Origin of the sequence: Roseobacter phycocola (assembly GCF_042055075.2) — a bacterium.
Classification (GTDB): Bacteria; Pseudomonadota; Alphaproteobacteria; order Rhodobacterales; family Rhodobacteraceae; genus Roseobacter.
Genome location: NZ_CP194010.1, coordinates 770,297 through 794,969 on the forward strand (window position 1 = coordinate 770,297; position 24,673 = coordinate 794,969).

22 protein-coding genes are annotated in these 24,673 nt (G+C 61.8%); 13 read left to right on the top strand and 9 right to left on the bottom strand.

Features of this window, described 5'->3' with window-relative positions; all coding sequences use genetic code 11:
• The first annotated feature begins 3 nt into the window (after positions 1 to 3).
• Genes xylB through AB4K19_RS03790 form a run of 3 tightly spaced genes read left to right on the top strand, consistent with a single transcriptional unit; the run spans position 4 to position 3,685 of the window.
• On the top strand, positions 4 to 1,443 hold the full coding sequence (xylB, locus tag AB4K19_RS03780) for a xylulokinase (RefSeq protein WP_375230597.1): 1,440 nt from the start codon (positions 4 to 6) through the stop codon (positions 1,441 to 1,443).
• Positions 1,440 to 2,744, top strand: a complete 1,305-nt coding sequence (gene xylA / locus AB4K19_RS03785; protein WP_375230598.1) for a xylose isomerase — start codon at positions 1,440 to 1,442, stop codon at positions 2,742 to 2,744. Before xylB ends, xylA begins: the two co-directional genes overlap by 4 nt.
• 11 nt (positions 2,745 to 2,755) lie before the next feature.
• Positions 2,756 to 3,685, top strand: a complete 930-nt coding sequence (locus AB4K19_RS03790) for a glucokinase (RefSeq protein WP_375230599.1) — start codon at positions 2,756 to 2,758, stop codon at positions 3,683 to 3,685.
• Here AB4K19_RS03790 and AB4K19_RS03795 read toward each other — a convergent pair.
• The 9 genes from AB4K19_RS03795 to AB4K19_RS03835 all read right to left on the bottom strand — a co-directional run bounded on the left by AB4K19_RS03795 (position 3,670) and on the right by AB4K19_RS03835 (position 13,995).
• Positions 3,670 to 5,580, bottom strand: a complete 1,911-nt coding sequence (locus tag AB4K19_RS03795) for a beta-galactosidase (RefSeq protein ID WP_436399088.1) — start codon at positions 5,578 to 5,580, stop codon at positions 3,670 to 3,672. The genes AB4K19_RS03790 and AB4K19_RS03795 overlap by 16 nt on opposite strands.
• The gene (locus tag AB4K19_RS03800; RefSeq protein WP_375230600.1) at positions 5,577 to 6,437 is read right to left on the bottom strand and encodes an SMP-30/gluconolactonase/LRE family protein; all 861 of its coding nucleotides are present in this window, start codon (positions 6,435 to 6,437) and stop codon (positions 5,577 to 5,579) included. The genes AB4K19_RS03795 and AB4K19_RS03800 overlap by 4 nt, the downstream gene beginning before the upstream one ends.
• Positions 6,434 to 7,039 carry a 2-dehydro-3-deoxy-6-phosphogalactonate aldolase gene (locus AB4K19_RS03805; RefSeq protein ID WP_375230601.1) on the bottom strand — a complete coding sequence of 202 codons (606 nt, stop codon included), beginning with the start codon at positions 7,037 to 7,039 and terminating at the stop codon, positions 6,434 to 6,436. Before AB4K19_RS03805 ends, AB4K19_RS03800 begins: the two co-directional genes overlap by 4 nt.
• Positions 7,036 to 7,941, bottom strand: coding sequence for a 2-dehydro-3-deoxygalactonokinase (locus AB4K19_RS03810; protein ID WP_375230602.1), 906 nt, complete (start codon positions 7,939 to 7,941; stop codon positions 7,036 to 7,038). The genes AB4K19_RS03805 and AB4K19_RS03810 overlap by 4 nt, the downstream gene beginning before the upstream one ends.
• Before the next feature lie 7 nt (positions 7,942 to 7,948).
• Complete coding sequence (locus AB4K19_RS03815) at positions 7,949 to 8,719, bottom strand: SDR family NAD(P)-dependent oxidoreductase (protein ID WP_375230603.1); 771 nt, start codon at positions 8,717 to 8,719, stop codon at positions 7,949 to 7,951.
• Between the two features lie 42 nt (positions 8,720 to 8,761).
• Entirely contained in the window at positions 8,762 to 10,846 is a 2,085-nt protein-coding gene (locus tag AB4K19_RS03820; protein ID WP_436399091.1) for an alpha-galactosidase, read from the bottom strand.
• Positions 10,843 to 11,691 (bottom strand): carbohydrate ABC transporter permease, encoded by an 849-nt coding sequence (locus tag AB4K19_RS03825; RefSeq protein WP_375230604.1) that lies wholly within the window; start codon positions 11,689 to 11,691, stop codon positions 10,843 to 10,845. The genes AB4K19_RS03820 and AB4K19_RS03825 overlap by 4 nt, the downstream gene beginning before the upstream one ends.
• Position 11,692: 1 nt before the next feature.
• The gene (locus AB4K19_RS03830) at positions 11,693 to 12,616 is read right to left on the bottom strand and encodes a carbohydrate ABC transporter permease (RefSeq protein WP_375230605.1); all 924 of its coding nucleotides are present in this window, start codon (positions 12,614 to 12,616) and stop codon (positions 11,693 to 11,695) included.
• Between the two features lie 122 nt (positions 12,617 to 12,738).
• Positions 12,739 to 13,995, bottom strand: coding sequence for an ABC transporter substrate-binding protein (locus AB4K19_RS03835; RefSeq protein ID WP_375230606.1), 1,257 nt, complete (start codon positions 13,993 to 13,995; stop codon positions 12,739 to 12,741).
• 215 nt (positions 13,996 to 14,210) lie between these two features.
• Between AB4K19_RS03835 and AB4K19_RS03840 the strand changes: the two genes are divergently transcribed.
• The 10 genes from AB4K19_RS03840 to AB4K19_RS03885 all read left to right on the top strand — a co-directional run bounded on the left by AB4K19_RS03840 (position 14,211) and on the right by AB4K19_RS03885 (position 24,669).
• Positions 14,211 to 15,002, top strand: a complete 792-nt coding sequence (locus AB4K19_RS03840; RefSeq protein WP_436399094.1) for an IclR family transcriptional regulator — start codon at positions 14,211 to 14,213, stop codon at positions 15,000 to 15,002.
• A 3-nt stretch (positions 15,003 to 15,005) separates the two neighbouring features.
• The gene (locus AB4K19_RS03845; RefSeq protein ID WP_375230607.1) at positions 15,006 to 16,064 is read left to right on the top strand and encodes an ABC transporter ATP-binding protein; all 1,059 of its coding nucleotides are present in this window, start codon (positions 15,006 to 15,008) and stop codon (positions 16,062 to 16,064) included.
• Positions 16,065 to 16,397: 333 nt separating this feature from the next.
• The gene (locus AB4K19_RS03850; RefSeq protein WP_375230608.1) at positions 16,398 to 18,014 is read left to right on the top strand and encodes an AMP-binding protein; all 1,617 of its coding nucleotides are present in this window, start codon (positions 16,398 to 16,400) and stop codon (positions 18,012 to 18,014) included.
• Positions 18,011 to 18,832 (top strand): tryptophan 2,3-dioxygenase, encoded by an 822-nt coding sequence (locus AB4K19_RS03855; protein ID WP_375230609.1) that lies wholly within the window; start codon positions 18,011 to 18,013, stop codon positions 18,830 to 18,832. Before AB4K19_RS03850 ends, AB4K19_RS03855 begins: the two co-directional genes overlap by 4 nt.
• Positions 18,833 to 20,023, top strand: a complete 1,191-nt coding sequence (gene kynU, locus AB4K19_RS03860) for a kynureninase (RefSeq protein WP_375230610.1) — start codon at positions 18,833 to 18,835, stop codon at positions 20,021 to 20,023. It abuts the gene before it with no gap.
• A gap of 71 nt (positions 20,024 to 20,094) precedes the next feature.
• The gene (locus AB4K19_RS03865) at positions 20,095 to 21,243 is read left to right on the top strand and encodes an ABC transporter substrate-binding protein (protein ID WP_375230611.1); all 1,149 of its coding nucleotides are present in this window, start codon (positions 20,095 to 20,097) and stop codon (positions 21,241 to 21,243) included.
• Between the two features lie 89 nt (positions 21,244 to 21,332).
• Positions 21,333 to 22,250 (top strand): branched-chain amino acid ABC transporter permease, encoded by a 918-nt coding sequence (locus AB4K19_RS03870; protein ID WP_436399098.1) that lies wholly within the window; start codon positions 21,333 to 21,335, stop codon positions 22,248 to 22,250.
• Between the two features lies 1 nt (position 22,251).
• On the top strand, positions 22,252 to 23,235 hold the full coding sequence (locus tag AB4K19_RS03875) for a branched-chain amino acid ABC transporter permease (protein ID WP_375230613.1): 984 nt from the start codon (positions 22,252 to 22,254) through the stop codon (positions 23,233 to 23,235).
• The gene (locus tag AB4K19_RS03880; protein ID WP_375230614.1) at positions 23,228 to 23,983 is read left to right on the top strand and encodes an ABC transporter ATP-binding protein; all 756 of its coding nucleotides are present in this window, start codon (positions 23,228 to 23,230) and stop codon (positions 23,981 to 23,983) included. Before AB4K19_RS03875 ends, AB4K19_RS03880 begins: the two co-directional genes overlap by 8 nt.
• Positions 23,980 to 24,669 carry an ABC transporter ATP-binding protein gene (locus AB4K19_RS03885; protein WP_375230615.1) on the top strand — a complete coding sequence of 230 codons (690 nt, stop codon included), beginning with the start codon at positions 23,980 to 23,982 and terminating at the stop codon, positions 24,667 to 24,669. Before AB4K19_RS03880 ends, AB4K19_RS03885 begins: the two co-directional genes overlap by 4 nt.
• Positions 24,670 to 24,673 lie beyond the last annotated feature (4 nt).

Here is a 24,673-nt window from a genome sequence, read left to right on the forward strand (position 1 = left end):
GCAATGTATCTGGGGCTTGATCTCGGCACGTCGGGGCTGAAAGGCGTTCTGACGGACGACGCGCAGAACGTGACAGGGGAGGCGACTGCACCGCTGACGGTGCAGCGGCCTCATGACGGCTGGTCAGAACAGAACCCTGCGGACTGGCTGGCAGCGACCGAAAACGTCGTTGCGGAGCTGGGAAAGGATCATGATCTGTCTGCCGTGCGGGGTATCGGGATCAGCGGGCAGATGCATGGCGCCACGCTGCTGGATGATGCGGGGGATGTTCTGCGTCCCTGTATGCTGTGGAATGACACACGCAGTCATGCCGAAGCAGTGACGCTGGACGCCGATCCGCAGTGGCGGCAGATCTCCGGCAATATTGTCTTTCCGGGTTTTACCGCTCCAAAGGTGGCTTGGGTCTTTGCAAATGAGCCTGAGATCTTTGCAAAGTGTTCTAAGGTTTTGCTGCCTAAGGATTATCTAAGGTACTGGCTGACGGGCGACGCGGTGTCAGAGATGTCGGACGCGGCCGGAACCAGCTGGCTGGATACCGGTGCACGTGACTGGTCTGACGCGCTGCTGGCGGCGTCGGGTCTCACGCGGGATCACATGCCGCGCCTCGTTGAGGGCTCTGAGCCTTCTGGCACGCTGCGTGCGGAACTGGCACAGCGCTGGGGCATGCGGTCAGACGTTGTCCTCGCCGGCGGTGCTGGTGACAATGCCGCCGCTGCTGTGGGTATGGGCGTTGTCCGGCCGGGGCAGGCGTTCCTGTCGCTGGGGACGTCGGGCGTTTTGTTCGCGGCCAGCAGTGCCTACCAGCCCGATGCGCCGAGCGCTGTGCACACATTCTGTCACGCGCTGCCGGATCTGTGGCACCAGATGGGCGTCATCCTGGCCTGCACGGATTCGCTGAACTGGTATGCGGGACTTGTGGGCTCAGACGCAGCGGCACTGACCACTGGTCTGGGCAGCCTGCAGGCGCCGTCACAGACGCTTTTCCTGCCCTATCTCGGAGGCGAAAGGACGCCGCATAACGATGCCGCAGCCCGTGGGGCCTTTCTCGGTCTTGGCCATGCCACGGATACCGCTGCGGGTGCGCGCGCCGTGCTCGAAGGCGTCAGTTTTGCTTTCGCCGATTGCCTTGACGCGCTGCGCTCAACCGGAACGACAATCGACAGCCTGGTTGCTGTAGGGGGCGGCAGCCGTTCAGATTACTGGCTGCAGGCGCTCGCCACAGCTCTGAATATGCCAATTGACGTCCCCGAAGCCGGCGACTTTGGTGGCGCATTCGGTGCCGCGCGCCTGGCACAGATGGCCGCAACCGGTGGAGGTGCCGAGCTTGCCACGCCGCCCCGGACAGAACGAACAATTGAGCCGCATAACGCTCTTCTCGACGCGTTTTCAGCGGGACATGCCCGTTACCGCGCCGCATACAATGCCCTGAAGGAGGCCCTATGACAGATTTTTTCGCCGGAACAGAACCGCTCCGCTATGCACCGGACGCGCCGGCCGATCAGCTGGTCTTCCGCCACTACAACCCTGACGAGATCGTCGCGGGCAAAACAATGTCAGAGCACCTGCGGTTTGCCATCGCTTGGTGGCACAGCTTTGCCTGGCCGGGTGGTGACCCGTTCGGCGGGCAGACCTTTGACCGCCAATGGTTTGGGGACACAATGGACCTGGCGCGTCTCAAGGCCGATGTGGCTTTCGAAATGTTCGCGCTTCTGGGTCAGCCGTTTTATTGTTTCCACGACGCAGATATCCGTCCGGAAGGCGCGGATTTTTCCGAAAACACCCGTAATCTCAATGAAATAGCCGACTATCTTGAAGAGAAAATGGCTGCTGGTGGTCCGCGTCTTCTCTGGGGGACGGCGAACCTGTTCTCGCACCGTCGTTTCATGGCAGGCGCTGCAACCAACCCGGACCCTGAGGTTTTTGCATGGTCTGCTGCGACCATCAAATCCTGTATGGACGTCACGCATCGCCTCGGCGGCGAAAACTATGTGCTGTGGGGTGGGCGTGAAGGGTATGAAACGCTGCTGAACACCGATCTGGCACAGGAGCGCCAGCAGGCGGGTCGCATGCTGCAGATGGTCGTGGACTACAAGCACAAGATTGGGTTCGAGGGTGCGATCCTGATTGAGCCCAAACCGCAGGAGCCGACGAAACACCAGTATGACTACGATGTCGCAACGGTCTATGGCTTCCTCAAGGACTTCGGGCTCGAAAACGAAGTCAGAATGAACCTGGAGCAGGGGCATGCAATCCTTGCCGGCCACAGTTTTGAGCATGAACTGGCGATGGCGGCGTCTCTTGGCATCTTCGGATCGATCGACATGAACCGGAATGACTACCAGTCCGGCTGGGACACGGATCAGTTCCCGAATTCGGTGCCTGAGGTCGCACTTGCCTACTACGAGATCCTGAAAGCAGGCGGGTTCACCACCGGCGGGACCAACTTTGATGCCAAACTCCGGCGTCAGAGCCTCGACCCGGTTGACCTTATTGCCTCTCATGCAGGTGCAATGGATGTCTGCGCGCGTGGTCTGAAAGCAGCGGCCGCGATGCTTGAGGATGGCGGGCTTGAAGCCGCGCGAACAGAGCGTTATGCGGGTTGGCAGAGCGACCAGGCGCAAAGCTGGCTGACGTCAGAAAGTCTGGAAAGCATTTCCGCGACAGTCGCGGACCGGGGTATCAACCCGCAGCCCAGATCTGGGCGGCAGGAGATCCTTGAGAACTATGTAAACAGATTTGTCTGAAGGCGGGGCATATGGTTCTGATACTGGCGGATGTAGGGGGAACAAACGTACGTTTTGCGACAGCGCGAAACGGCGCGATTGATCCTGCGGGTGTCCGCCGGTACCGCAATGACAACTACGCCAGTTTTGACGCGGCCCTGGAGGCCTATGTCGCCGAGGAAAAGGTCGACGGTGTTGAGGCGCTGACGGTTGCGGTGGCCGGACCTGTCAACGGGTCAAAGGCGCGGCTCACGAACCGCGGCTGGGATTTTGACACTGCCACAATGGCGCAGAAGCATCCTGGGGCGTCTGCCTTTTTGCTCAATGATCTCAGTGCGCTGGGATACGCCCTTGACAGTTTGGGTGAAGACGGTGCCGAGGTGGTCCTGGACGCTCCGGCCAACGAAAAGGATCAGCGTCTGGTCGTGGGAGCTGGCACAGGTTTCAACGTAAGTCCGGTTCTGAATGCCGGCGGTCAGACGGTGTGCCTGCGGGCCGAAGCAGGACTGTGCAGCCTGCCGTCTCGCGTCCAGGCTATCCTGGAAGAGTATATTGGTGGACCAGCGGGCTGGGTACGCTGTGCCGAAGATGCCGTGCGGGGGCCCGGCCTTGCCGAGCTGCATGCGGCAGCGACCGGTACACCGCGCATAGACGCCAGTGATGTAATGGCGGCGGCCTCAGCCGGGGACAGTGACGCCCTTGCATCGACCCTTGTGTATGCGCGCATGCTGGGAGCTTTTGTGCAGGATCTGCGCCTGCTTTATATGTCGGGCGGTGGTATTTATCTCGCCGGGTCTGTTGTGCGCGGGCTTCTGGCAAGCCCGGCACGCCAGACGTTCATTGAAACACTGCAGGAACAGCCCACGGTCAAGCAAACGATGCAGCCTGTGCCTGTGTCGGTTATCACGCAGGACGAGGCGGCCCTGCTGGGCTGTCTTGCATACGCTCAGTCAGTCGTCTGACGCGGCCACCATGCCACACCTGCGGGTGCTATGGTATCTCCATTAAAGTCAACCGCTTCGGGTCCGTAGTTGAACGCAAACCGGTGGTGCTGTGTGTCCCGGATCCTCAGTCCATCCGGCATTGGTATCAGGTCGACATCCGCCTGAGCCGCCAGACCGGTAATGATCTCAGACCACAACCTGTCGTCCGGCCAGGCACCGAGGTAATGCGTCTGCCCGTCCGAGACCATAACCGGCTCTCCGCTGTCGTCAGCGAGCGACACGGTCGCAGACCCTTCCAGCGTTTCGACCCAGCTTTGTACATTGCCGCGGTGGGCCACCGGACGGCTGATGCCGGGCGGCAGGCTCTCTGCTCTCGCAACAGTAATATCCAGCCCTGGAATGGCCGGTCCCATCGGGTCGGGAATGCGCAGCTCGTCAGTCACCGCATTTGTCCGCGGCCCCAGGAGAACGGTTCTGCCGCGCGCCGCGTCCATCAGAGCGGGTGGCACCGTGGCGAGACCCGGGATCAGCACCAGCGCGTATCCCTCAAGCGAGGTCGCGTCCGACGGCACGATATCAACCGACAGCCCCTGTTTGCGCAGCGCCCGGTAAGCATCGAGAACAAGGCGGAAGTAGCTGAAATCTGCGCCCTGAGGCAGTGTCGCCCACGCCCATTCAGAAGGGTAATCAAAAACAAGCGCCACGCGGGCCTGCAGGATATCCGTATCCAGCATCTGCTGCAGTTCGCGTCCAACTTCGGCTGCCTCTTGCTCGCCGGGTGCTGGTTGGTTGTCGGGGCGGCGCAGACCGGCGTGCATCTGTTCCTGGGCAAAAGGGGCCTGCCGCCAGCGGAAATAGCTGACGACTTCAGCACCATGGGCAAAGGCCTCCCAGGACCACAGGCGCACCATGCCGGGCAGGGGCGCCGGATTGTAGGGCGCCCAGTTGACCGGTCCGGGCTGCTGCTCCATGACCCACCAGCGGTTCTCCCGCCCCACAGCGCGGTACAGGTCATGATGAAACGCCTGCATGTCCGGATCCCCCTGGCGCAGGTAGCGCGCCTTGTGCTCTGCCGTGCCTTCGAGGCGGTCTGACAGGAAACCGATCGGATAGCTGTCCCAGCTGGCGATATCGATGGAGGCGCCAACGTCGAAATGGTCAAAATCCAGAACGCGGCCCATGTAGTTGTGGACCAGCGGCGCATCTGTGCGGTCCCGCAAAGCGGCGACCTGGGCCTCATGCCAGCGTACCACCTGATCCGAACTGAACCGCCGGAACGCCAGCTCATGGCTCGGGTTCGGCTGGGTGACGGTCATGTTCGGCAGACAGATCTGGTTGAAATCGCTGTATTCCATGGACCAGAACACATTGCCCCAGGCGGTGTTCAGGGCGTCCACGGTGCCGTACCGTTCCGCAAGCCATGCCCGGAACGCGTCTCCGGCGGCGTCTGACCAGGACAGAACGGTATCATGGCACCCGTATTCATTGTCGATCTGCCAGGCGTGAATACGCGGGTCGCGGCCATAGCGGTCGCCCAGAACAGCGCAGATGTCTGCTGCTGCCGCGCGATAACCTTCGTGGCTGAAACAATAATGCCGCCGTGACCCAAAACCCCGCAGATGGCCATGTGCATCCAGCGCAAGCATGTCCGGGAAAAGTTCGGTCATCCAGACGGGTGGGGTGCAGGTCGGGGTGCCGAGGATCACTTTCAGACCTGCGTCACTCAGCACGGCGATGGCATCGTCCAGCCAGTCGAACACGAATTCACCGGGCTTGGGTTCGATGCGGCTCCAGGCGAACTCGCCGATGCGCACCCAGGAAATACCCGCAGCGACCATGTCGGCGGCATCCTGTTCCCACATTGTGCGGGGCCAATGTTCGGGGTAGTAGCAGACGCCAAGGCTGCGTTTCATAGCAACAACACCTTCGGTTCGGGCAGGCCCTGGGCCACGCCGTTGATCTCAAATGTCTGACCATGCGCATGGGGGTCGGTCAGGTCGCTGCGGGAAATACCCTGCATGGCGGAGGTCGCATAGAGTGTCGTGAGGTCAGGTCCGCCAAAAGCCGGGCAGGTGATGTGATCAGCAGGCAGGTCTACAGCCCGCTGAAACGCCCCATCACGGTAGGCCGCGACGCGCGCCGCGCCCCATTGCGCCACCCAGAGCGTCCCGTCCGCGTCCGCAACCGCGCCATCAGGTGCGAGGCCTTCGCCGGAAAGATCGAGCCAGAGCTGCGGCGCTCCGGCGGGCCATCCGCTGCGGTCCAGCGGGATCTGCATGATCTTTGCGGTTGCCGTGTCCGTGTAAAACGCATGGCCGCGATCCGGCGCAAAACAGATCGCGTTGGAGATGGTGATGTCACCCACAATGCGCCTCAGCTGTCCCTGATAGTAGCGATAGATTGACCCGGCACCCGGTTCTGCGTTGCGCCCCATCGTCCCGATCCAGAACCCGCCCCAGGGATCAGCGCGCCCGTCATTGGATCGCGTGACACTGTTGCCGGCCTCAAGCGGGCAGAGCTGTCTGCGGCTGCCATCGCGGATGTCAAAGTCCATGAGCCCCGAGGCCGAGGCGATCAGCAACCGGTGTTCGTCAATCCAGCCGGCGGCCGAAACTTCTTCGTCGAAATCCCAGGAGGCAGGCTTCCCATTTTCCTGTGTCAGCAGCTTGCGGCCCAGGATATCAAACCAGAACAACTGCCTGCGCAGCGGATGCCAGAGCGCGCCTTCGCCCAGACGACAGTGCCGCGCGTCAAAGACGCGCGCGCTCATGCCGTTGCCGCGTGCCAGGCCGCCACGATCGTTTTGGCGCGTTCTGCTACTTCGTCTGCTGTCAGACCGGGTTTATAGATCGCAGACCCCATCCCGAAGCCATCGGCGCTTGCCGCAACCCATTCGGCAAAGTTATCCGGACCCGCACCGCCAACCGCATAGACTTTCGTGCCTGCGGGCAGGATCGCGCGCATTGCCTGCAACCCGGATGGGCCTGCCATGGAGCCGGGGAAGAGTTTCAGGCCGTCAGCGCCCGCATCCAGTGCGGCAAACGCCTCTGTCGGTGTGAACACCCCCGGCCAGCTTTGCATGCCGCGGGATTTGGTTTCCCGGATCACGGCCGGCTTGCAGTCCGGCGAGACGATCAGCCGGCCGCCTGCATCCGCCACATCCGCTACATCCTGCGTGCTCAGAACGGTGCCGGCCCCGATCAGCGCGGTATCACCGAACTCCCGCGCCAGAGCCGCAATGCTCTCCAGCGGGTCCGGCGAGTTGAGCGGGACTTCGATCTGCGTGATACCCACCCCGATCAGCGCCGCACAGATGGCCGGCGCCTCAGACGGGGTCACACCACGCAGAATCGCAATAATGGGAAGGGTCATGTTGTCTCTTTCAGCAGTCGGTTGGCCGCGGTCAGCCCGGCCAGTGTTGCACGTTCGGTGTCCACCATAAGGCAGCTGACCCCCTGGGGTGCCAGTGCATCGCGGTAAGCCCGGGCCTGTGTGCCCGTGCCCAGGATGGCCATATTCTGACCCAGCCAGTAAGCCCGGGCAGCCGCCAGTTCCGCGCCCACCAGCAGGCCCGAGAGCGCCGCCCGGCAGGCGGCCGCCTCTGTACCGGCCAGCAGTTGTCCGGCCCGGAGGCCAAAGAGCCGCGCTGCCAGTTTCTCCGGCCGGGCGAGCGTTTCGCCCACCGCTGCATCAAAGGCCGCACTGTCCCAGCCATCACCGGCCACAGAGTGCCGCAGTACAGAAGCATCGCTGATCAGCGCAAAGAGCTCGCCGGTCATAAAGCTCTGAAAACTAACGACTTCGCCGGCGCTCAGATGAACCCATTTGGTGTGGGTTCCGGGCATGCACAGCACACCATCCCAGCCGGGGTTGAGCTGCATAAAGCCCGCGATCTGTGTTTCCTCGCCCCGCATGACATCCGCCGGATTGTCCTGCGACAGGCCGCTGATGATGTGTACGGACAGGCCATCTGATGCCGGTGCACGGGTCAGCGCGCTGACCATCGGTGCACAGGGCACGCTGCGGTACGGTGCCTCCTGCCAACCCTGACGCGAGCCGACCATGCCGCAGGCAATGACCGGCACGTTACCATGAAGGATCCAGGGGCCGATAAGTGCCCGCAGGGCCGGCTCAAAACCATCGCTGGACAATCCGCCCATTCCCTGACCGGACGACGCGCGGCCCAGCACCTGCGCACCCTGCATGGCCCAGGCCCGCAGGTTGGTCGTGCCCCAGTCAACGGCGATCCAGTCTGGTTTTAGCGTGTCTGTCATGCGCTGCTTATCCGGTTGTTACCACGCCGCCGTCAACAACCATACACTGGCCTGTCATCATGCGGCTGGTGTCGGATGCCAGAAACAGCGTCGCATCCACAATGTCCTGCGGCACCAGGTGCGTTTTCAGGCACTGGCGTTCCAGATGTGCGGCCAGACCTTCGGGCGTGGCCCATTTGTCCAGCTGTTTCTGGGTCAGAACCCAACCGGGTGCCAGCGCATTCACGCGCACCCCGTCAGGGCCCAGTTCACGCGCAAGGCTGCGGGTCATCGCGGTGATGCCACCATTGGCGGCGGTGTAGGCGGGGTACCCCGCATTGCCCATCATATAGCTGATCGAACTGAAATTAATGATCGATCCGGCGCCGCGGGCAATCATCCCCGGTGCAACCGCCTGGGCGGCAAAGAGATAGGCCTTAAGGTTCACAGCCAGCAGGCTGTCCCATTCTTCCGGTGTCAGTTCCAGCCAGTTGTGGCGTTTGTCATTTGCGGCGTTGGAAACCAGCGTCTGAACGGGGCCGTGCGCCTCGGCGGCCTCAGCAATGGTGCTGCGCAGCCGGTCTGTGTCGGTGATATCGCCCTGAAAAAACAGCGGCGCGCGACCGTGTTTTTCAGTCATCTCAGCGACAAAGGCGCTGGCGTCCGAGCGTCCGATAAAAGCAACCTGTGCGCCCTGCGCCATAAATCCGTCCGTCAGGTCGGCACCGATGCCGGACCCGCCGCCGGTGATATAGACAGAGGCGCCTTTCAGATCATGAAATGTTGCAGTCTGGGTCATTGGAGAGCCTTGATTTCAGGGGCCGGAAAGACGGTCAGGCGTTCAGAGCCGCCGCCCTTCGAGCACCCACATGGTTTCAGGAAAATGCCAGGGCAGGGTCAGCCCGTTGTGCATCAGCGCCGTCCCGGTCAGAGTTACGGCACCGTCTTTCAGTTTCAGTCTGCCCCGCGACAGCGCCGGAGCAGACGCGCGGTTCACAAGGCTGATCTCGTAGTGCGCCTGTGGGTCCAACCTCGTCATCCGCAGCGGGCGGGGCGCAATCTGTGGCGACGTGCCGGATTTACCGGCAAAAACCACGAAACGGCTGCCATCGCGGGCCTGCTGCTGTTCGGCAATCACTGATGCATCCGACGCATCCAGCCGCAGAATATCCGCATCATACATCCAGTCACGGTTCTCTTTCCACCATGCGGTGACGTGGCGCAGCACGCCTGCCTCATGGTCGGTCAGTTCGCGCGGGTCCATTTCGAACCCCATATGCCGCTGGGCGGCGACCCACGCGCGGAATTCAATGTCGAGCGTGCGGCCCGACGTGTGACAGTGGCGCGGCCCCACGTGACTGCCTGTGACGGCAGAGGGCAGGTAGAGCGCCGCGTTATGCTGCATGATCAGCCGTTCCAGCGCATCGTTACTGTCGCTCAGCCAGACACGCTGGGTGCGGCTCAGAATGCCGAAATCGATCCGCCCGCCACCCGACGCACAGCTTTCGATTTCCACGTGCGGAAAGTCTCCCCGCAGCCGGTCGATCAGCGCGTATGAACCACGTGTCTGTGCGGCATCCGGCATCGGCAGGACGCGGTTGTGGTCCCATTTGATGTAGTCAATCGGATGCGCGGCAAGCAGCGCTGCGATGCGGTCATAGAGGAAATCACGCACCTCGGGCAGCGCCATATTCAGAGCCTTCTGCTGACGCCCGAGGATCTGATCCTCTGACCCCAGTGCCCAGTCGGGATGCGCGCGGTGAATGTTGCTGTTGGGGTTGATCATCTCCGGCTCAAACCAGATGCCAAAGGTCATCCCCTCGGCGTGTACATGATCAATCAGCGGTCCCAGCCCGTCGGGATACTTTCGCGGGTCCACCTCCCAGTCTGACAGACTGGAGGTGTCATCGTCGCGCTGACCGAACCAGCCGTCATCCAGCACGAAACGTTCGGCACCAAGGCTGGCGGCGCGTGTTGCGATATCCTTCAGTTTGGGCAGGTCGTGGTCGAAATAGACGGCTTCCCAGCAGTTGTAATGTACCGGGCGCGGGCGGCCGCTCTCGGTCCAGGTCACGATCCGGTCACGCAGATGGCGCTGGAAGGAGACGGCACAGCCATTCAGACCATCAGAGGAATAAACCGCATAAAGCGGTGCTGTGCGGAATTCGGTGGCCGGTGCGGTCTCCATACGTGCGGCATGGCCGAACTGGATCTGCCGGCGCCCGTCGGGTAGTTCCTCGGCGATCATCCGGTGCCCGCCGGACCAGCCATAGTGAAACGCAAAGGTCTCGCCCGTGGCGTTTGTCGCACCGCGGGCCGGGATCATCAGGCCCGGGAAGTGTTCGTGCCCCGTCCGGCCCGTGCGGTTCTCGCGGTAGCGGATACCGGGCGACCAGGCGGTGCGGTTCATCTGGAATTCACCGCACCAGCGACCGGCAAAGTCGATCATTTCGTCCGAATGCTGAGGTGCCGGCAGGACGGGCGCAGACAGCCAGTGCAGGTGCAGCGGCCGGTCGGCATGCAGCCGCGTGCTCATCTCTATGACGTGGGTCTCCGGATCCAGCGCGAACCGGGCCTCATAAGTCAGCCTGTTAGCACTGTCCTCGCAGATAACGGTCAGCTCCTGCGGGGCCTCGGTCACCTCCTTCAGACGGAACTTCGGCAGCAGTGGCGTGCCATCCTGGTCCCGCACGACCAGCCCGGGCTGGCCCGGGAAGCTGCGAGAAGCTTCGGGACAGATGGACAGATCCGGGTTTTCATCCAGCATGCCGCCGGTCACGTCCAGCGTGGCGGTCTGCACCAGCTGGGTCAGATCTTCGGATGCGGGCAGGGGGGCTCCCCAGTAAATCACCTGTGGGCACAGCCCACCGGTAGAGGCGAGCGCCAGTGTCTGACGCTCGTCATCCAGCCGCCAGCTTTGTGTCACTTTACGGCCCCCAGGGTCAGACCTGCGATGAAGTGCTTCTGCATCAGGAAGAACATCAGCACAGGCGGCAGGGCGGCCACAATCGAGCCCGCACTCATCAGGTGGTAAGCCGCGCGGAACTGCGCGTTAAAGCTGGTGATCCCCGCTGTGACCGGCTGGCTTTCCGGTCCCTGTGTCAGCACCACGGCCCAGAAGTAGTCGTTCCAGATGAAGGTAAAGATCAGCACGCTGAGGGCTGCAATTGCCGGCTTCATCAGCGGAATGACCACGTACCAGAATATCTTCCACTCAGCGATGCCCTCAACGCGGGCCGCCTCGATCAGTTCATAAGGCAGCGCACGGATGAAGTTACGCATGAAGAGCGTGCAGAACCCGGTCTGAAAGGCCACGTGAAAGAGCACCAGCCCCGTCTTGGAGTTGTAAAGACCCATGTCCAGCGTCAGGTCCCGCACCGGCACCATCAGGATCTGGAAGGGCACAAAGTTGCCCGCCACAAACATAAAGAAGATCCAGATGTTGGCCTTGAACTTGTATACGCCGAGCGCAAAGCCCGCGAGACAGGAAAGTGCCACCGCACCGATCACTGTGGGCACCGTGATGAACACGGAGTTCAGCATGTAGCGCGGCATATCAGAGTTGAAGAAGACCTGACCGTAGTTCGCGAACAGCTCGAAGGAAGACGGCAGTCCCCAGTAGTTGCCCTGCGTGAAGTCCACCGCCGGTTTGATCGAGAAGACGGCCACAGCAATCAGCGGCAGCAGCCACATGATCAGCGCCAGCGGCAGCAGCGACTGATAGGTCAGCTGCCAGGAACGGGGTGTTTTTTCGATAGGTGTCGGAAACATATCAGCGTCCCTTCTCTTCGGACCACATGGACCACAGGAAGTAAGCAATAAAGACCAGCATGATCAGGAAGAGCACAACAGCGATGGCTGCACCGTATCCCATGCGGAACCCGTATTCGCTGAGCGCTTTTTCGAACATGTAAAAGCTCAGCACCCGCGTCTGCCCGAAAGGCCCGCCGTTGGTCATGATGGAGATGAGGTCAAAGGAGCGCAGGGCACCGATGATGGTCACCACAAAGGCGATGAATGTTGCCGGCTTGAGCTGCGGGATGATGATGTACCACAGCATCTTCCAGCCCTTGGCATTGTCCAGGCGGCCCGCCTCAATCTGTTCGGGATCAACCGCATTGAGGCCGGTCAGATAAAGGATCATGCAATATGCAGTCTGCGGCCAGAGGCCGGCTGCGATGATGCCATAGGTGGCCATCGTCGGGTCACCCAGCACGTTGACCGGGCCCAGCCCCACAACGCCGAGGATGTTGTTCAGCAGCCCTTCATTCGGCAGGTAAAACCAGGAGAAAACGAGGCCCACGACAACCTGAGACAGCACAAACGGAAAGAAAAACAGCGACTTATAGATGCGGATGCCTGTGACCGTCTGGTTCAGGAAAAGTGCTATGAACAATCCGCCCGGGATGGCCAGCAGATAAAAGAGCAGCCATTTGAGGTTGTTCCAGAGAGAGACCTCAAAAGCGCTGTCGTCCATGAGCTCGGCATAGTTGGCCATGCCGACATAACGTGCCTCGCCCAGACCGTCCCAGTCATAGAACGAGATCGCGATCGACTGATAGATCGGCCAGATCACATAAAACGCAAAGAACAGTATCGCAGGCGCCAGAAACAGCCATGGCGTCACGGCGATCTCATTTCGCTTGTACCAGCTGCGCTGTGGTGCGGCGACCTGTTGTGCCGGCGTATCGGTCATGGCGGGTTCTCCTCCCAGAGTGGCTACGGGACAGGCGGCAAAGCGGGCAGGGCGGGCCCGCGCTGGCGGCTGCGCCGGTCAGCGGTGGGCCCGGGCACCGTAGCGCCCGGGCCGGAAGCGGATTACTTGTAAACCCGCTCCTGAACTTTATCGAGACGGGCCAGGATGTCGTCCAGGTTGTCCGGGAAGACCATGAATTCCTGCAGACCCTGCATCGCTTCAGCAGCCATTTCGGCCGGGAAGTCGCGGTCAAAGAACTGGGCAACGCCACCGGGGCTGTTCTGGGACAGCATGGTGAAGCCTTCGTTCAGGAACTTGTCGTCATCCACAGCGGATTGTGCGTTCACCGGCAGCTGGCCGAGGTTTGCACCGTTGTTGATGGTTGTCTGAACGTTTGCAGAAACCACAAAGCGCAGGAATTCACGCGCGGCTTCCTTGTTGGAGGCGTTTGCCGGGATGTGGAACGTGTCTGTCGGCGCGTCTTCTGCCAGCTCGACGTCCGGGTTGATCGCCGGGAACTGGTAGAAGTCCAGCTTGCTGTCGTCCAGACCTGCTTCGCGCAGCGGCGCCACAGCGAAGTTACCCTTCAGGATCGCCGCGGCTTCGCCGTTCACGATGAAGGGCAGCGATTCCTGCCAGGAGTAGTTCTGGTGGTTGTCGACAAATGCACCCATGTCGATGAGCTCACGCCAGTTGGCGAAGGTCTCTTTGACGCGGTCGTCTGTCCATTTCACGTTGCCCTGGGCCAGTTCCATGTGGAAATCGAAACCGTGGGTCCGCATGTTCAGATAGTCAAACCAGCCACCGGCAGTCCACAGGAACTTGGTGCCGATTGTGTAGCACTTGGCACCCGAATCAATGATCGCCTGGCAGTTGGACTTCATCTCGTCGAAGTTCGCCGGCTCGTTCAGGCCGAGGTTCTCGTAGATGTCTTTGCGGTAGTAGATGCCCCACTGGTAGTACGTGTAGGGGACGCCCCACTGCTTGCCATCGATGGTCATCGCGCCCTTGGTCGATGCCAGGTTCTCTGCGATCTCAGGCTCGGCCCAGAGGTCGGATACGTCCTCAAAGAGACCCGCGCTGACATAGGGGGTCATGCGGTTGGCCGCATACCACGTCGCTACGTCCGGGCTGTCCGCTGTCAGAAAGTTACGGATCTGTGTTTTATAGGCTTCGCGGTCGATCACGGTGGTCGAGATCTCCAGGCCCGGATGCTCTGCGCCGAAGTCCGCAATCATCTGCTCCATGGTGGCACGCGGTGCTGGGTTGGAGGTGTCGAGGAAGATCTTCAGCTCGCCCGTCAGCTCGGCTGACGCAGCGCCGGCAAGCATCGTCGAGCCTGCCAGTGCCATGAGCATGGATTTGGTGGTGAAACGCATGGTGTCCTCCCTAAGGTACGTTTGCGGTTTTGGTCCCCCCGGTTTCCTGATAATGTGTTCCATTATTTGAAACCAAGTTTTATATATTGAAAACTACACTGCACTCTGCCTACACTGTCAACACTCTTCCTGGTTTTTCCGGGAAAGAAAGTCGCCCCGGGGAGGCTGCAGCGCGCCGGCGCTGCGGGCGGGGCAGGATAAGGGAGGTGCCTGGCATGTCGGGGGACGGCACGGTCGGCAAAGCACTGGATGTACTGGATCAGGTGGCCGCGTATGGCCGCCCCGTGCGCTTTGCAACCCTGCTGGCGGAAAGCCGCTTTCCCAAGGCCACGCTCTACAGGTTTCTCCAGACACTCACATCACAGGGCATGCTGGAATACGATTCGCACAACCAGACCTATGCGCTGGGAGTGCGGCTGGTGCGTCTGGCGCATGCGGCCTGGACCCAGAGCAGTCTCGCGCCGATCGCGCGCCCGATGCTGGACCAGCTCAGCGCCGAGGTCGGCCAGACGGTGCACCTGGCACAGATGGATCACGCGCAGGTACTCTATGTCGACAAGCGCAATGCGGCCCAGCCTGTTGAGATGTATTCCGACGCGGGCAAGGTCGGCCCGGCGTATTGTACCGGCGTCGGCAAGGCGATGCTTGCCTTCCTGCCCGAAGCGGATCTGGAACCCGTGCTGCGCCAGCAGTCTTTCCACCGGTTTACCGACCGCACACTGACCACGCGGGAAACGCTCTGCGCTGAACTGCAGAATATCCGGTCGCGCGGCTATGCTTTTGACGACGAAGAACATGAACCCGGCATCATCTGTATTGCCTATCCGATCCTGACCGATCAGGGCCGTGTGCTGGGTGCGCTGTCGGTCACCGGATCCACCAGAACGACTTCACTGAACCGGCTGGAGGCCCTCGCGCCCCGGCTTGCCTCTGTGGCACAGACCATCGCGCGCGACGCGCAGGCCTGGCGGTTCCCAGATTCATTTTTGCAAAACACAGGGACTTAAACCATGACAGGTGTCACGCTTCAGAAGGCCATCAAGCGCTACGGTGACGTGCAGGTGATCCACGGGATCGATCTGCAGATTGAGGACGGCGAGTTCTGCGTTTTTGTCGGCCCGTCAGGCTGCGGCAAGTCCACGCTGCTGCGCATGATCGCCGGTCTTGAGGAAACAAGCGACGGCCAGATCCACATCGGCACGCGGGATGTGACTCATATGGACCCGTCCGAGCGGGGCGTGGCCATGGTGTTCCAGACCTACGCGCTTTATCCGCATATGTCGGTCAAGGATAACATGGGGTTCGGTCTCAAAATGAACGGCGTGCCGAAGGCCGAGATCGATGAAAAGGTGCAGAAAGCCTCTGATATTCTCAAGCTGGACCAGTATCTCGACCGCAAGCCCAAGGCGCTTTCCGGTGGTCAGCGTCAGCGGGTTGCAATCGGGCGCGCAATTGTACGCGGTCCCGAGGTGTTCCTGTTTGACGAACCGCTTTCGAACCTGGACGCGGAGCTGCGTGTGGAAATGCGGGTTGAGATTGCCCGCCTGCACAAGGATATCGGCGCCACAATGATCTATGTGACGCACGACCAGGTCGAGGCGATGACGCTGGCGGATAAGATCGTGGTGCTGCGGGCCGGTAACATCGAACAGGTCGGCGCGCCGCTGGAACTCTACCGCAACCCGGACAACAAATTCGTGGCCGGCTTCATCGGATCGCCTGCGATGAACTTCCTCAATGGTGTTGTGGCCGAAGGTGGCGTCGATGTGCCCGGCCTCGGCCGGACGGTCGCGGTTGAGGCAACCCTGCCCGCGGTCGGAACGGCGGTGACCCTTGGCATCCGGCCCGAGCATCTGGAAGTGCAGATGGGGCAGGGTGCGCTTAAGGCGGAGCTTTCGGAGGCGCTGGGTGGTGTGTCCTACCTGCACCTTGATACGCCCACCGGAGAGCGGATCATCGTTGAGGAGCGCGGCGATGAACGTGCCAGCGAAGGTGACACGGTTGATGTTACATTCGAGGCCCGCCGCGCGATGATCTTCGACAGCAAAACCGAAGCGCGGATCAGATAATTTCGTGAAAGGGAAAATATTTTAGGTTTAAAATATTTTCCCTTGAAGCATTTTGCGACTCATCCTAACGTCTGAGGCATCGGGCGCGGCTCAGCTGCGCGCTGCAGAGGGATGAGCAATGCTGAACTCTTTGTCTTTTCACCCGGAGCCGCATCTTTGTGGCGCAGAGCCTGTGGCTGCGCCAATTTGTCGAAAAGTGTACGGTTTCAGGCAAAAATCGGGTGCTCCAGGAGGTAAAAAAGCAGGGTATGTGCAAGCGTGCCATGTGCCAAATCCCGGTTTCTGCATCTCCTCGCGCACTTATCCCGCCTGCAGCACGGCCGGGGATCAGTGATGCACGCATCCGGACATACGGACAGCTTTGCCCGGGAAAATCTGCCGCCCGGTGACCAGTGGCCCGACCTCCTGCTCGACGGTTTTGACTATCCTGAGCGGCTGAATGCCGCCGCAGAACTGACCGATGCCATGGTCGACAAAGGGTTCGGTGATCACACTGCGCTGATCGGCAACGGCCGGCGGCGCACGTACAAGGAACTCTCTGACTGGACCAACCGCCTGGCGCATGCACTGGTCTCTGATCTGGGCGTGAAACCCGGCAACCGGGTGCTGATCCGTTCCGCCAACAACCCGGCCATGGTGGCCTGCTGGCTGGCGGCGACCAAAGCGGGCGCCGTTGTTGTGAACACCATGCCAATGCTGCGCGCAGGCGAGCTGTCGGCCATCGTCGACAAGGCAGAGGTCAGCCACGCGCTCTGCGACACACGTCTGATGGACGAACTGACGGCCTGTGCCAAAACCAGCAGCTTTCTGAAATCTGTGGTCGGGTTTGACGGCACCTCGAACCATGACGCCGAACTGGACCGCCTGGCGCTGGAAAAACCGGTCAGGTTCGATGCCGTCGACACCGCACAGGACGATGTCGCCCTGCTGGGGTTCACCAGCGGCACAACAGGCGCGCCCAAGGCCACGATGCATTTCCACCGTGACCTGCTGATCATCGCCGATGGCTATGCCCGCGAAGTGCTGGGCGTCACGCCCGAGGATGTTTTTGTCGGCTCTCCGCCGCTGGCCTTTACTTTCGGGCTGGGTGGCCTCGCGATTTTCCCGCTTCGGTTCGGGGCCGCGGCAACGCTTCTCGAAGCCGCGTCGCCCCCGAATATGATCGAGATCATCGAAAAATACCGCGCTACGGTCTGTTTCACGGCGCCCACAGCCTACCGCGCCATGCTTGCCGCGATGGAAGAGGGCGCGGATCTCTCCAGCCTGCGTGCCGCCGTGTCTGCCGGGGAAACGCTGCCTGCGCCGGTCTATGCAGACTGGAAGGCGAAAACAGGCAAGCCAATGCTCGACGGGATCGGCGCGACCGAGCTGCTCCATATTTTCATCTCCAACCGGTTCGACGACCACCGCGCGGCCTGCACCGGCAAGCCGATCACCGGCTACGAGGCAAAGGTCGTCGACGCCGAAGGCCGGGAGGTCCCGCGGGGCACAGTCGGCCGGCTCGCTGTGCGCGGGCCCACCGGGTGCCGCTATCTGGCAGATGACCGTCAGGCGGGCTATGTCTCGGACGGCTGGAACATCACCGGAGACAGTTTTTCCATGGACGCCGACGGCTATCTGCATTTCGCGGCCCGCAACGATGATATGATCGTTTCGTCAGGCTACAATATCGCGGGGCCCGAAGTGGAGGCCGCACTGCTGTCGCACCCTGCGGTGCGGGAATGCGCCGTCGTCGGGTTGCCGGATGAGGCCCGCGGCAGCATCGTTCAGGCACATGTTGTTCTGAATAACGGCGGGGAAGGAAATGATAAAATGATCAAGGAATTGCAGGAGCATGTTAAGGTAAAGATTGCGCCATATAAGTACCCGCGTGATGTGCGCTTTACAGAGGCTCTGCCCAAGACGGCAACGGGTAAGATCCAGCGTTTTGTCCTGCGGTCAGGCGCATGACTGACGACCCCGCGTCCGGTGCAAAAATGGATTTCTCGCAGGACATGTCCTATGGGGATTACCTGCGGCTGCAGTCCGTTCTTGACGCCCAGCATCCGCGTTCGGATGCCCATGATGAGATGCTGTTTATCGTTCAGCACCAGACGTCAGAACTCTGGATGCGGCTCGCGGTTCACGAATTACAGGCTGCGCGTGAGGCCATCGCAACAGGTGATCTGCGGCCGGCTTTCAAGATGCTGTCGCGGGTCGCCCGCATTTTTGAGCAGCTTAACAGCGCCTGGGATGTGCTGCGCACAATGACGCCCAGCGAATATACCGCATTTCGTCCTGCCCTCGGAAATTCCTCGGGATTTCAGTCACATCAGTACCGTCTGATCGAATTTCTGCTGGGCAACCGCAACCGGAAGCTGATGCAGCTGCATCAGCCGGACGCGGGCGCATGGCAGCGACTTGATGATGAGCTTGCACGGGCCAGTCTCTATCAGGTGGCGCTGTCGTTCATGGCGGCGCGTCTCGGTGAAGAGGACCTTTCAGGCCCCGCAGCCGACACCGCATGGGTTTCCATCGAGGCGGTTCAGCTGCAGTGGAAGAAGATATATGAAGACCCCGGAACATACTGGGATGTCTATGAACTGGCGGAGAAACTTGTGGATCTGGAAGACTACTTCCGCCGGTGGCGGTTCAACCATGTGACCACCGTCGAGCGTGTGATCGGCTTCAAACGCGGGACGGGCGGAACCTCCGGCGTGGGATACCTGCGCAGGATGCTTGAGGTAGAGCTTTTCCCTGAGTTATGGCACGTGAGAGGTGTGTTGTAGATGTCTGAGGTTACAAGAAAAAACCTGTTTCAAATTCCTGAAGGCGTCGTCTATCTCGATGGCAATTCGCTTGGCCCGCTGCCCCGTGCTGTGCCTGACGCCCTGGCGTCCGTTCTGCAGGACGAATGGGGCAACCTGCTGATCAAAGGCTGGAACGCAGCCGGGTGGATGGAACAGCCCTCGCGCGTGGGGGGCATCGTCGGCCGGCTGATCGGCGCGCCTCAGGGGTCTGTCGTGATGGGGGATACCCTGTCGATCAAGGTCTACCAGGCCGTCGCCGCCGCGTTGAAGATGCGTCCGGACCGCCGGGTTATTCTGTCGGACACCGGCAACTTCCCGACGGATCTCTATATGGTCGAGGGCCTGATCCGCACGCTCGATCAGGGCTATGAGCTGAGAACCGTCGCGCCCGAAGAGGTCGAAAGTGCGATCAGCGATGACGTGGCGGCGGTTATGCTGACGCAGGTCGATTACCGCACTGGCCGGATGCATGACATGAACGGGCTGACCGCGCGGGCACATGCGGCAGGGGCCGTGATGATCTGGGATCTGGCGCATTCTGCAGGCGCCATTCCCGTCGATCTGGCCGCCAGCCACGCAGAGCTGGCCGTGGGGTGCACGTACAAATATCTCAACGGGGGTCCGGGCGCGCCCGCCTTCATCTACGTCCGGCCGGATCTCGCAGACAGTATTGATCCCGCGCTCAGCGGCTGGCTGGGGCATGAGCAACCTTTTGAATTTATGCTGAATTACCAGCCGGGTGCGGGCATCGAGCGCATGCGTGTGGGCACGCCGCCGGTTTTGCAAATGGCTGCGCTGGAGTTTGCAATGAAGGCCTGGGAAGGCATCGACATGCAGGACGTGCGCGCAGCGTCCGTCGCGCTGCAGGAACAGTTTATCGCCGGTGTCGAAGCGGCAGCCCCACAGCTTGAACTGGTCAGCCCGCGCGATCCGGCAATACGCGGCAGTCAGGTGTCTTTCCGCTTTGAACACGGATACGCGGCGATGCAGGCGCTGATCCACGAAGACGTCATCGGCGACTTCCGGGCGCCCGACATCATGCGCTTTGGCTTCACGCCGCTCTATCTCGATAAGGCGGATGTTGAAATTGCGGTGGAACGTATCGCGCGGGTCATGCAGGATCGCCTCTGGGATAACCCGACATTCAGAACACGCAACAGGGTCACCTGACGCGGCAATCAGGGTGCAGCAGGCACCTCACAAAAAGGGCCGGAACGGGTCCGGAACATGGGAGTAATGGGATGAAACTCAGATCACTGGTACTGGCGGCAGGTGTTGCCGCCGCCGGCAGCCTGGCACTGGCGGACGGCCATGCGGGCAAGGTTAAGGTCGGCATGATCACCACACTGTCGGGCGGGGGCGCGGGCCTCGGCATTGACGTGCGCGACGGCTTTATGCTAGCCGCCAAAATGGCCGGCAACGACAATCTGGAGGTGGTCATCGAGGACGACCAGCGTAAACCGGAAATTGCGGTGCAGCTGGCCGACAAGATGATCCAGTCCGAAAAAGTCGACGTAATGACCGGCATCATCTGGTCCAACCTCGCGATGGCCGTGGTGCCTGCCGCTACGGCTCAGGGCAAGTTTTACCTCTCGCCCAACGCTGGTCCCTCGGCGCTGGCAGGCAAGGGCTGTCACCCGCTCTATTTCAATGTGGCCTGGCAGAACGACAACCTGCACGAGGCGGCGGGCGCCTACGCCAATGATGCAGGCTACAAAAACACCTTTATCCTGGCACCCAACTACCCCGCCGGGCAGGACGCGCTGACCGGTTACAAACGCATGTATGGCGGTGATCTGGCCGGCGAGGTCTACACCAAACTGGGCCAGACCGACTATGCCGCCGAGATCGCCCAGATCCGGGCCTCCGGTGCGGATTCGGTCTTCTTCTTCCTGCCGGGCGGCATGGGGATCTCTTTCCTCAAGCAATACGCAGGTTCCGGCGTTGACCTGCCGGTGGTCGGCCCCGCGTTCAGCTTTGACCAGGGCATCCTGCAGGCCGTGGGCGAGGCAGCCCTGGGTGTGAAAAACACCAGTCAGTGGAACAAGGACATCGACAATGCGGCCAACAAGGCTTTTGTTGACGCCTTCCAGGCCGAATACGGACGGCTGCCCTCGCTTTATGCCAGCCAGGGCTTTGACACCGCGAACCTGCTGCTGAGCGCCATGGCCAAAGCCGATGTCAGCGACGCAGACGCCTTCCGTGCGGCGCTTGCGGCGGCTGAATTCGACTCCGTGCGCGGCGATTTCGCCTTCGGGCCGAACCAGCATCCGGTGCAGGACTTCTATGTCCGCGAGGTGATCAAAGAGGGTGACGTCTTCACCAACAAAATCATCGGCGCCAGCCTGACAGACCACGGCGACGCCTACGCCGCGGACTGCAGCTACTGACCTGACCACCGCCTGCGGGTCACCCGCGGGCGGCATTTTACCCCACGCATCGAAACACCCGCGTCCGCGGGCCAGAGAGCGCAACCCTCATGTCAACCATTCTGCTTATCGAACAGGTGCTCAACGGGCTGCAGTCCGGTGTGATGCTCTTTCTGATGGCCGCCGGGCTTACGCTCATTTTCGGCGTCATGGGGCTGATCAATCTGGCGCATGGCTCGCTCTATATGATCGGGGCCTTTGCGGCGGCGGCTGTGGCGGGGGCAACGGGGTCCTTTGTGCTCGCCCTGATTGCCAGCCTGGTGGCTGCCGCCGCGGCCGGGGCAGTGGTTGAACTGACCGTGATCCGCCGGCTCTATGACCGCGATCACCTCGATCAGGTGCTGGCCACTTTTGCACTCATCCTGATTTTCTCCGAAGGCACCCGCTGGGTCTTCGGCTCATTCCCGCTCTTTCTGGACATTCCCGCCGCTCTCGCAGGGCCGGTGATGCTGCCGGGCGGCATCCAGTACCCGCTTTACCGGCTGGTGATCATCGGTGTCGGTCTGATCGTTGCCATCGGTCTTTTCCAGCTGATTGCCCGCACGCGCATCGGCATCCGCATCCGGGCGGGCGAAAGCGACCGGGAAATGATCGCAGCCCTTGGTGTCGATATCTCCAGGCTGTACACCATTGTCTTCGCCCTGGGTGCAGCACTGGCGGGGCTCGCCGGCGCGCTGGTCGGGGCCATCCAGTCGGTGCAGGTGGGCATGGGCGAGCCGGTGCTGATCCTGGCCTTTGTGGTCATCGTGATCGGCGGCATCGGGTCGATCAAAGGGGCGCTTGTGGGCGCGCTGCTGGTCGGGCTGACGGACACGTTGGGGGGCGTGCTGCTGCCCGGGTTTTTCGCCACCTTCATGGAGCCGTCGGCGGCCACCGCCATCGGATCATCGCTGGCGTCCATGTCGATCTACATCCTCATGGCGGGCGTGCTGCTGTTCCGGCCTACCGGCCTTTACGGGGGCCAGTGACATGACGCGCGCCTCCCTGATCAACCTCATCCTCTTTGCCATGCTTCCCGTCACGGCGGGCGTGGCGCTGATGCTGGACGAACCCTTTATCATCACGCTGGCGACCAAGGTGGCGATCCTGGCGCTGGCGGGGGTGGGCCTCAACATCGCGCTCGGTCTGGGTGGTCTGGTCAGCCTTGGCCATGCCGCATTTTTCGGGATCGGCGGTTATGCCATGGGCATTCTTGCCAGCCACGCCCAGAGTTTCACCCCGCTCATGGAGGCCCCATTCCTGATCGAGGGCACCAAATCCATGCCGGTGATCTGGCTGGTAGCGGTCATCACCGGCGCGCTGGCGGCGCTGGCCATCGGTGCGCTCAGCCTGCGGACCTCGGGCGTCTATTTCATCATGATCACGCTCGCCTTCGGGCAGATGCTCTATTATTTCGCGATCAGCTGGCCCGCCTATGGTGGTGAGGACGGCCTCTCGATCTGGGTGCGCAACGGTTTTCCGGGCATGAACACGCTCGATCCCATTCAGTTTTTCATCATCGCCTTTGTGATCCTGGCGCTGGTACTCTGGGGGGCAGGGCGGCTGGCCACATCGCCCTTTGGTCTCGCACTCAGTGCCGCGCGCCAGAACGCCGACCGGGTCGAAACTGTGGGGCTGTCCCCCTACCGGCTGCGGCTGGTGGCCTTCGTCATTTCGGGTGCTGTCACGGCACTGGCCGGCGCGCTTTTCGCGGATCTCAACCGTTTCGTCAGCCCCACCATGCTCAGCTGGCACACCTCCGGTGAGATCATGATCTTCATCATTCTGGGTGGTGTGGGGCGGCTTTTTGGTCCGGTGGCGGGGGCGGCACTCTTTATTCTGCTGGAACATGTGCTGGGGGGCATCAGCGATTTCTGGCACGTTTATCTGGGCCTTCTGCTGTTGCTGGTCGTGCTCTTTGCGCGTGGCGGCATCATCGGTGCGCTGGCCGGGCGGGAGGTGGCGCATGACTGAACCGCTGCTGCGCATCGAGGGGCTGAACAAAGCATTCGGCGCGCTCAAAACCACGGATGATGTCTCGTTAACGCTGGTGCCGGGCGAGATCCATGCGCTGATCGGGCCCAACGGGGCGGGCAAATCCACGCTGATCAAACAGATCGCGGGTGGCCTGGCACCCGATGCAGGCCGGATTCTCTTTGACGGGCGGGACATCACCGCGCTGCCCACTGCCGCCCGGGCGCGTGCGGGGCTGGGGCGCACCTTCCAGATCTCTGCGCTGGCGATGGAATACACCGTGCTGCAGAACGCCATGCTGGGCGCGCTGGGGCAGGCGGGTTCTGTCTGGCGGTTTTTCCGGCCGGTCATGAAAGACCGTGTCCTGCGCGCCGCCGCCGAAGAAGCGCTGGCGCGCGTCGGGCTTAGTGATCTCGCCGCGCGGCGCACCGCCGAGCTCAGTCATGGCCAGCGCCGCCTGCTGGAGGTGGCGGTCGCACTGACCCTGAAACCGCGCGCCTTTCTGATGGACGAACCGATGGCCGGACTGGGCACGGACGGATCGCAGAAACTCACCGGGTTTCTCGACCGGTTGCGCGCTGAGGCGCCGATCCTGCTCGTTGAGCACGATATGGATGCGGTATTTGCCCTCGCAGACCGCATTTCCGTGCTGGTCTACGGACGTATCATTGCCACCGGCACCGCCGCTGAAATCCGCAGCAACCCGGAAGTGCGTGAAGCCTATCTCGGCGAGGAGGCCACCGCATGAGCTTTCTCAGCCTCACAGGTGTTACCGCTTCCTACGGTCCCGCACAGGCCCTTTTCGGTGTCGATCTGGCACTGGCCGAAGGCAAGGTCTGCGCCCTCATGGGCCGCAACGGTATGGGCAAATCGACAACCGTCAAAGTGATCTGCCGGCTGCTGGGGCACAGCGGTGGCAGCGTCACCTTTGACGGGCGCGACATTGCGGGCCTGCCCCCGCACAGGGCCGCGCGCCTCGGGCTGGGCCTCGTGCCCGAAGGACGGCGCTGTTTTCCGAACCTCACCGTGCATGAAAATCTGATTGCCGCGGCCCGGCCGGGCGACTGGGATTTCCGGCGCGTGGCCGGGATTTTCCCACGTCTTGAAGAACGCCGGGACCAGATGGCGGCCTCACTCTCGGGCGGCGAACAGCAGATGCTGGCCATCGGCCGCGCCCTGATGACAAACCCGCGTCTGCTGATCCTTGATGAGGCGACAGAGGGTCTGGCGCCCGTGGTCCGCCAGGAAATCTGGAGCGCTGTGCGCCGCCTCAGATCTGAAACAGGCATGGCCATTCTGCTGGTCGACAAATCCCTCTCGGAACTGCGCCAGGTGGCGGACAGTGCCGTTATTCTTGAACGCGGCACCTCCGTCTGGGCCGGTGCCATGAGTGATGTCAGCCCCGCGCTGGCCGACCAGTATCTCGGCGTGTAACGCG